This is a genomic window from Streptomyces sp. 13-12-16 (assembly GCF_002114215.1).
In the GTDB taxonomy this organism is placed as follows: Bacteria; Actinomycetota; Actinomycetes; order Streptomycetales; family Streptomycetaceae; genus Streptomyces.
Genome location: NZ_NCTE01000688.1, coordinates 18,327 through 26,757 on the forward strand (window position 1 = coordinate 18,327; position 8,431 = coordinate 26,757).

The following is an 8,431-nucleotide window of genomic DNA, read 5'->3' on the forward strand; positions in this document are numbered from 1 at the left end:
TGCGGCTCCACTCGTACGGCCCCGTCCTCACCTTCGCCGCGAACTCTCCGTCGAAGTTCTCGTGCACCGTGATGCCCGCCTTCTCCACGGCCTTCTGGGCGATCTCCACCGAGGGGGCGAAGACGTCACCCCAGTCGCCGTCCTCGCCGACGAGGACGATGCGGGCGCCGCGCTGTCCGAGGTACGCGATCTGTCCCTCGGCGCCGCCGTGTGCCGTGGCGAAGCCGCTGATCTGCTTGGCGAGCCGGGCCGCCTTCTGCCCGGCCTTCGGGTCCACCTGCTGCGTGTCTGCCATGACCAGGATGCTACCGACGGGTAGATCGAACGGCGACGGGCGGGGTCCGTGGCCTTGACCACGTACCCCGCCCGGTCGGCGAGCAAGGAACGGTCACCGCAGGAACGGGTCCACCGCGATGGCCACGAAGAGCAGCGACACATAGGTGATGGACCAGTGGAACAGCCGCATCTCCTTCAGCTTGCCGCCCGTCACCTCGGCCTTCGCGCGGTTCAGCAGCGCGTGCGCCTCCCACAGCCACCAGCCGCCCGCCGCGAGGGCGACCGCCGTGTAGAACCAGCCGGTGTAGCCGAGCGGGGTGAGCAGCAGCGACACCGCGACCATGACCCAGCTGTAGAGCACGATCTGCTTGGCGACCACCTTGTTGGAGGCGATGACCGGCAGCATCGGCACGCCGACGCGCGCGTAGTCGTCCTTCACCTTCATGGACAGCGGCCAGTAGTGCGGCGGCGTCCAGAAGAAGATGACGAGGAAGAGGACGACCGGCGCCCACGACAGCGAGTTGGTGACCGCGGACCAGCCGATCAGCACCGGCATGCAGCCGGCGATGCCGCCCCACACGATGTTCTGCGACGTGCGCCGCTTGAGGAGCATCGTGTAGACGACGACGTAGAAGAGGAGTGCGCCGAGGGAGAGCCACGCGGACAGCCAGTTGACGGCGAGCCCGAACATCAGGGTCGAGACGACCGCGAGGGCGATGCCGAAGGCCAGGCACTCGCGCGGGCTGACCATGCCGGTCACCAGCGGACGCTGCGAGGTGCGGTCCATCAGCGCGTCGATGTCGCGGTCGATGTACATGTTGAGCGCGTTCGCGCCGCCCGCGGACAGGTAGCCGCCGACGCAGGTCAGCAGCACCAGCCCCAGGTCGGGGACGCCCTGCTGCGCCAGGAACATCACCGGGACGGTGGTGATGAGCAGCAGCTCGATGATCCGCGGCTTGGTGAGAGCCACGAACGCCATCACACGGGCCCCGAACGGCCGACGGGCAGGGCTCTGACTCGTCCCCAGCACCCCCTCCCCCAGAGCCTTAAGGGCCTGGGAGGTACCCCCAGGACGGGATTCAACGGCCGTCACGCACACCCCTACAGAGATTCCAGCAAGCCTCCCCGTACGAGGTGGGGGTAAAGGCTCGCGCGTACCACGCCACTGTAGACGTTGCCCAGACCCGGACATTCGCGGGGGTCCGCTCGTGTTGGCCGGCTCCCTCCGAGGTGCGCCCCGAAGCTCGATTGAGCACCCGGATGAGCGGCTCCGTATTCATCTGCCGAATGGGAAAACGAACCGGTCAGGAGGCGGATCCACAAGAGTGCCCGCACTCTGGAATGACGCGGAAAAAGGCACGTCCTACGGGGGTAGGCTCGACCACGCCGGTGGGCAGTCACCGGCCGTCCGAATCCATGTGGAGAGGAGCCCTGACTCAGGGTGAGCAACAAGCCGACCACCACAGACCTCGAGTGGACCGAGTTGGATCAGCGGGCCGTCGACACCGCCCGCGTCCTGGCCGCCGATGCCGTACAGAAGGTCGGTAACGGCCATCCGGGTACGGCGATGAGTTTGGCGCCCGCCGCCTACACCCTCTTCCAGAAGGTGATGCGGCACGACCCGGCGGACGCCGACTGGGTCGGGCGGGACCGTTTCGTGCTGTCCGCCGGCCATTCGTCCCTGACCCTCTACACCCAGCTCTACCTGGCCGGTTTCGGCCTGGAGCTGGACGACCTGAAGGCGTTCCGCACCTGGGGCTCGAAGACGCCGGGCCACCCGGAGTACGGGCACACCACGGGCGTGGAGACCACGACCGGCCCGCTGGGCCAGGGTGTCGCCAACGCCGTGGGCATGGCGATGGCCGCGCGCTACGAGCGCGGCCTGTTCGACCCGGAGGCCCCCGCGGGCGAGTCTCCGTTCGACCACTTCGTCTACTGCATCGCCGGTGACGGCTGCCTCCAGGAGGGCATCTCCGCCGAGGCGTCCTCCCTCGCGGGCCACCAGAAGCTGGGCAACCTGGTGCTGCTGTGGGACGACAACCACATCTCCATCGAGGGCGACACCGAGACGGCCGTCTCCGAGGACGTCGTCAAGCGGTACGAGGCGTACGGCTGGCACGTGCAGCGTGTCGCGCCGAAGCCGGACGGCGACCTGGACCCGAACGCGATCTACGACGCGGTCCAGGAGGCCAAGAAGGTCACCGACCGTCCGTCGTTCATCGCCATGCGCTCGATCATCGCCTGGCCCGCGCCGAACGCGCAGAACACCGAGGCCGCGCACGGCTCGGCGCTCGGCGACGACGAGGTCGCGGCCACCAAGCGCGTCCTGGGCTTCGACCCGGAGCAGAGCTTCGAGGTCACCGACGAGGTCATCGGCCACACCCGCAAGGCGCTGGAGCGGGGCCAGGCGGCCCGCGCGGTGTGGGAGAAGTCCTTCCAGCAGTGGCGGGACAACAACCCCGAGCGCGCCGCCGAGTACGACCGGATCGCCGCCGGTGAGCTGCCCAAGGGATGGCAGGACGTCATCCCGGTGTTCGAGCCGGGCAAGGGCGTGGCCACCCGTGCCGCGTCCGGCAAGGTGCTCCAGGCGCTCGGCGCGGTGGTCCCGGAGCTGTGGGGCGGCTCGGCCGACCTGGCGGGCTCCAACAACACCACGATCGACAAGACGTCGTCGTTCCTCCCGGTCGGCAACCCGCTGCCCGAGGCGGACCCGTACGGCCGCACGATCCACTTCGGCATCCGCGAGCACGCCATGGCCGCGGAGATGAACGGCATCGCGCTGCACGGGAACACCCGCATCTACGGCGGAACGTTCCTGGTCTTCTCCGACTACATGCGCAACGCCGTCCGGCTGTCGGCGCTGATGCACCTGCCGGTCACCTACGTGTGGACGCACGACTCCATCGGTCTGGGCGAGGACGGCCCGACGCACCAGCCGGTCGAGCACCTGGCCTCGCTGCGCGCCATCCCCGGTCTGAACGTGGTCCGCCCGGCCGACGCCAACGAGACCGCGATCGCCTGGCGGGAGATCCTCACCCGCTGGACGAAGGAGTTCGGCAAGGGCGCCCCGCACGGTCTGGCGCTGACCCGCCAGGGCGTGCCGACGTACGAGCCGAACGAGGACGCGGCGAAGGGCGGCTACGTGCTGTTCGACGCGGAGGGCGGCGACGCCCAGGTCGTCCTCATCGCGACCGGCTCCGAGGTGCACGTCGCCGTCGAGGCGCGCGAGCGGCTCCAGGCCGACGGTGTGCCGACGCGCGTGGTGTCCATGCCGTCCGTGGAGTGGTTCGAGGAGCAGGACCAGGGGTACCGGGACAGCGTCCTGCCGCCGGCCGTCAAGGCGCGCGTGGCCGTCGAGGCGGGTATCGGCCTCACGTGGCACAAGTACGTCGGGGACGCCGGCCGGATCGTCTCCCTGGAGCACTTCGGTGCCTCCGCCGACGGCAAGGTGCTGTTCGAGGAGTTCGGCTTCACCGCCGAGAACGTGGCGGCCGTCGCCAGGGAATCGATCGCCGCAGCCCAGCGCTGACGCCCATACACGACACGTAGGAGATGGAATTTCCATGACAGACGCACTCAAGCGCCTTTCCGACGAAGGCGTCGCGATCTGGCTGGACGACCTGTCGCGCAAGCGGATCACGTCCGGCAACCTCGCCGAGCTGATGGACCAGCAGCACGTCGTGGGCGTCACCACCAACCCGACGATCTTCCAGAAGGCGATCTCCGAGGGCGACGGCTACGACACGCAGCTCGCCGACCTCGCCGCCCGCAAGGTCACCGTCGAAGAGGCCATCCGGATGATCACCACGGCGGACGTCCGCGACGCCGCCGACATCCTGCGCCCGGTCTTCGACGCCACCGACGGCCAGGACGGCCGGGTCTCGATCGAGGTCGACCCGCGGCTGGCGCACGACACCCGCGCGACGGTCGCCGAGGCCAAGCAGCTCGCCTGGCTGGTGGACCGGCCCAACACGCTGATCAAGATCCCGGCGACCGAGGCCGGCATCCCGGCGATCGCCGAGGTCATCGGCCTGGGCATCAGCGTCAACGTCACGCTGATCTTCTCCCTGGAGCGCTACCGCAAGGTCATGGACGCGTTCCTGACCGGCCTGGAGAAGGCCAAGGAGCGCGGCCTGGACCTGTCGAAGATCCACTCCGTGGCGTCCTTCTTCGTGTCCCGCGTGGACACCGAGATCGACAAGCGGATCGACGCGCTCGGCACCGACGAGGCCAAGGCGCTGCGCGGCAAGGCCGCCATCGCCAACGCGCGCCTGGCCTACCAGGCGTACGAGGAGGTCTTCTCCACGGACCGCTGGAGCGCGCTGGAGCGCGAGGGCGCCAACAAGCAGCGTCCGCTGTGGGCGTCGACCGGTGTGAAGGACAAGGCGTACAAGGCGACGATGTACGTCGACGAGCTGGTGGCGCCGAACACGGTGAACACCATGCCGGAGGCGACGCTGTACGCCACCGAGGAGAAGGGCGAGATCCGGGGCGACGCCGTCACCGGCACCTACGAGCAGGCCCGCGCCGACCTGGACGCGGTCGAGGCGCTCGGCATCTCGTACGACGAGGTGGTGCAGCTTCTGGAGGACGAGGGCGTCGACAAGTTCGAGGGCTCCTGGAACGACCTGCTGAAGTCGACCGAGGCGGAGCTTCAGCGCCTCGCCCCCTCGGAGGGCTGAGACCTTGTCGAGCAGCAATCCGCTGCGTGACCCCGCCGACCGACGGCTCCCGCGTATCGCGGGGCCGTCGGGCCTGGTCATCTTCGGCGTGACGGGCGACCTGTCCCGCAAGAAGCTGATGCCGGCCGTGTACGACCTCGCCAACCGGGGCCTGCTGCCGCCGGGTTTCTCGCTGGTGGGGTTCGCCCGCCGGGAGTGGGCGAACGAGGACTTCGCCCAGGAGGTCCACGACGCGGTCAAGGAGCACGCCCGCACCCCCTTCCGCGAGGAGGTCTGGCAGCAGCTCATCCAGGGCATGCGCTTCGTGCAGGGCACCTTCGACGACGACGAGTCGTTCGAGCGGCTGCGCGACACGATCGAGGAGCTGGACAAGGCACAGGGCACGGGCGGCAACTTCGCCTTCTACCTGTCGGTGCCGCCGCGTTCCTTCCCGGTGGTCATCCAGCAGCTGAAGAAGCACGGGCTGGCCGACCAGAGGGACGGTTCCTGGCGCCGCGCGGTGATCGAGAAGCCGTTCGGGCACGACCTGAGGTCGGCCGAGGAACTGAACGCGATCGTCCACGAGGTCTTCGCCCCGGACCAGGTCTTCCGCATCGACCACTACCTGGGCAAGGAGACGGTCCAGAACATCCTGGCGCTGCGCTTCGCCAACACGATGTTCGAGCCGATATGGAACCGGTCGTTCGTCGACCATGTGCAGATCACCATGGCCGAGGACATCGGCATCGGCGGCCGGGCCGGCTACTACGACGGCATCGGCGCCGCGCGTGACGTCATCCAGAACCACCTGCTGCAGCTTCTGGCGCTGACCGCGATGGAGGAGCCGGCCTCCTTCGACGCGGACGCGCTGGCGGCGGAGAAGACCAAGGTGCTCGGTGCCGTACGGCTGCCGAAGGACCTGGGCCGGGACACCGTGCGCGGGCAGTACGCGGCCGGCTGGCAGGGCGGCGCGAAGGCGGTCGGGTACCTGGAGGAGGACGGCATCGACGCCTCCTCGAAGACCGACACCTACGCCGCCATCAAGGTCGGCATCGACAACCGCCGCTGGGCGGGCGTCCCCTTCTACCTGCGCACCGGCAAGCGGCTGGGCCGCCGGGTCACCGAGATCGCGGTGGTCTTCCAGCGGGCGCCGCACTCCCCCTTCGACACGACGGCCACCGAGGAGCTGGGCTCCAACGCGATCGTCATCCGGGTCCAGCCGGACGAGGGCGTCACGGTCCGGTTCGGCTCCAAGGTGCCGGGCACGTCGATGGAGATCCGGGACGTGTCGATGGACTTCGCCTACGGCGAGTCGTTCACCGAGTCCAGCCCGGAGGCGTACGAGCGCCTGATCCTGGACGTCCTGCTCGGCGACTCCAACCTCTTCCCGCGCACGGAGGAGGTCGAGCTGTCCTGGAAGATCCTCGACCCGATCGAGGAGTACTGGGACGAGAACGGCAGGCCGGCCCAGTACCCGGCCGGGACGTGGGGCCCCGTCGAGGCGGACGAAATGCTCGAGCGAGACGGACGGAGCTGGCGCCGGCCATGAAGACAGACCTCACGGACACCACGGCCAGCAAGATCAACAAGGCGCTGGTGAAGGCCCGCCGGGCCATCGGCACCCCGGCCGTCGGCATGGTGCTCACGCTGGTCATCGTCACGGACGAGGAGAACGCCTACGACGCGCTGAAGGCGGCCGGTGACGCCTCGCGCGAGCACCCCTCGCGCACGCTGGTCGTCATCAAGCGCGTCTCCCGCTCCCCCCGTGACCGCACCCAGTCCCGCCTCGACGCCGAGGTCCGGGTGGGCGCGGACGCCGGCACCGGCGAGACCGTCGTCCTGCGCCTGTACGGCGAGGTCGTCGACCACGCCCAGTCGGTGGTGCTGCCGCTGCTGCTGCCGGACGCCCCGGTGGTGGTGTGGTGGCCGGTCAACGCCCCGCTGGACCCGGCGAAGGACCCGCTGGGCGCGCTGGCCCAGCGCAGGGTGACCGACACCTATGCCTGCGAGAAGCCGGTGGAGGAGCTCGCCGCCCGCGCCGACGCCTACACCCCCGGCGACACGGACCTGTCGTGGACCCGCATCACGCCCTGGCGTTCGATGCTGGCGGCGGCGCTGGACCAGATCGCCTGCGAGGTGCAGGGCGTCGAGGTGGAGGGCGAGGAGTTCAACCCGAGCTGCGAGCTGCTGGCGATGTGGCTCGCGGACCGGCTGGACGTCCCCGTCAGGCGTTCCCGCTCCGGCGGCCCGGGGCTCACGGCGGTCCGCATGGACACCGACTGCGGTCCGATCGTGCTGGACCGCGCCGACGGTTCGCTGGCGACGCTGTCCATCCAGGGCCAGCCGAAGCGTGCGGTGGCGCTCAAGCGCCGCGACACGGCGGAGCTGATCGCGGAGGAACTGCGCCGCCTGGACCCGGACGACACCTACGCCTCGGCCCTGCGCTACGGCGTGGAACGCCTGAAGTCGTCGGGGTCGAAGAGGGGTGACGCACCGGCCAAAGGAGAACGGGAAGCGGTCCCGGCCCCCGTCGAGACGGCTGCGAAAGCTCCCGCGGACCGGGCGACGGCGCAGGCACCGGTGAAGAAGGCGGCGGCGAAGTGAGTACGGCACCGCAGCTGGTCGTGCACCGGGACAAGGAGCTGATGGCGCAGGCCGCGGCGGCCCGGCTGATCACGAAGATCGTGGACGCGCAGGCCTCGCGGGGTTCGGCGTCCGTGGTCCTGACCGGCGGCCGCAACGGCAACGGCCTGCTGGCCGCGCTGGCGGCGGCCCCGGCCCGGGACGCGATCGACTGGGCCCGGCTGGACCTGTGGTGGGGCGACGAGCGCTTCCTGCCGGAGGGCGACCCGGAGCGCAACGTCACCCAGGCCCGTGAGGCGCTGCTGGACGCGGTGCCGCTGGACCCGAAGCGCGTGCACGCCATGCCCGCGTCGGACGGTCCGCACGGCGCGGACGTGGACGCGGCGGCTGCGGCCTACGCGGAAGAACTGGCCGCGGCGGCGGACCCGACCAACCACGGCCCGGTCCCGACCTTCGACGTCCTGATGCTGGGCGTCGGCCCGGACACGCACGTGGCGTCCCTCTTCCCGGAACTCCCGGCGGTCCGGGAGACGGAACGCACGGTGGTGGGCGTCCACGGCGCCCCGAAACCCCCGCCGACGAGGGTCACCCTGACCCTCCCCGCGATCCGGGCGGCCCGGGAGGTCTGGCTGCTGGCGGCCGGCGAGGACAAGGCGGAGGCTGCGGAGATAGCCCTCTCCGGCGCGGGAGAGATCCAGTCCCCGGCAGCGGGCGCGTACGGCCGCGCCCGCACCCTGTGGCTCCTGGACAGGGCGGCGGCCTCACAGCTGCCGAGGGAGCTGTATCCAGCGGCGTCGGCTTGACTCAAGCCCCTCTGGGGGAGTTCGAGGAGCGGGGGTCCGGGGGCAGCGCCCCCGGGTCCGGGACGGGAAGGGGCGGCAGGGGCGAGAACCCCTCCCCCCCCCCCCCCC

General features: G+C 70.3%; 7 protein-coding genes. 5 read left to right on the forward strand and 2 right to left on the reverse strand.

The window, feature by feature from the left end; translation table 11 throughout:
* On the reverse strand, positions 1-295 hold a 295-nt coding region (locus tag B7767_RS26180; RefSeq protein ID WP_085574340.1), incomplete at its 3' end, for a hypothetical protein.
* Positions 296-388: 93 nt separating this feature from the next.
* The gene (locus tag B7767_RS26185) at positions 389-1,375 is read right to left on the reverse strand and encodes a heme o synthase (RefSeq protein ID WP_085574341.1); all 987 of its coding nucleotides are present in this window, start codon (positions 1,373-1,375) and stop codon (positions 389-391) included.
* Positions 1,376-1,717: 342 nt separating this feature from the next.
* Between B7767_RS26185 and tkt the strand changes: the two genes are divergently transcribed.
* From tkt to pgl, 5 genes are read left to right on the forward strand one after another with little or no spacing between them, the layout of a single operon-like run.
* Positions 1,718-3,805, forward strand: coding sequence for a transketolase (gene tkt, locus B7767_RS26195; RefSeq protein ID WP_085574342.1), 2,088 nt, complete (start codon positions 1,718-1,720; stop codon positions 3,803-3,805).
* Between the two features lie 34 nt (positions 3,806-3,839).
* A complete protein-coding gene (gene tal, locus B7767_RS26200) occupies positions 3,840-4,958 on the forward strand; it encodes a transaldolase (RefSeq protein WP_085574343.1) in 1,119 nt (372 codons plus the stop codon).
* A gap of 4 nt (positions 4,959-4,962) precedes the next feature.
* The gene (zwf, locus tag B7767_RS26205; protein WP_085574344.1) at positions 4,963-6,486 is read left to right on the forward strand and encodes a glucose-6-phosphate dehydrogenase; all 1,524 of its coding nucleotides are present in this window, start codon (positions 4,963-4,965) and stop codon (positions 6,484-6,486) included.
* A complete protein-coding gene (opcA, locus tag B7767_RS26210) occupies positions 6,483-7,541 on the forward strand; it encodes a glucose-6-phosphate dehydrogenase assembly protein OpcA (protein WP_085574345.1) in 1,059 nt (352 codons plus the stop codon). Before zwf ends, opcA begins: the two co-directional genes overlap by 4 nt.
* Complete coding sequence (gene pgl / locus B7767_RS26215; RefSeq protein WP_085574346.1) at positions 7,538-8,323, forward strand: 6-phosphogluconolactonase; 786 nt, start codon at positions 7,538-7,540, stop codon at positions 8,321-8,323. The genes opcA and pgl overlap by 4 nt, the downstream gene beginning before the upstream one ends.
* The last annotated feature ends 108 nt before the right edge of the window (positions 8,324-8,431 follow it).

Excerpts from the sequence above, each read along its gene's own strand:
- opcA (WP_085574345.1), top strand. The coding sequence starts at position 6,483 with ATGAAGACAGACCTCACGGACACCACGGCCAGCAAGATCAACAAGGCG.
- tal (WP_085574343.1), top strand. The coding sequence starts at position 3,840 with ATGACAGACGCACTCAAGCGCCTTTCCGACGAAGGCGTCGCGATCTGG.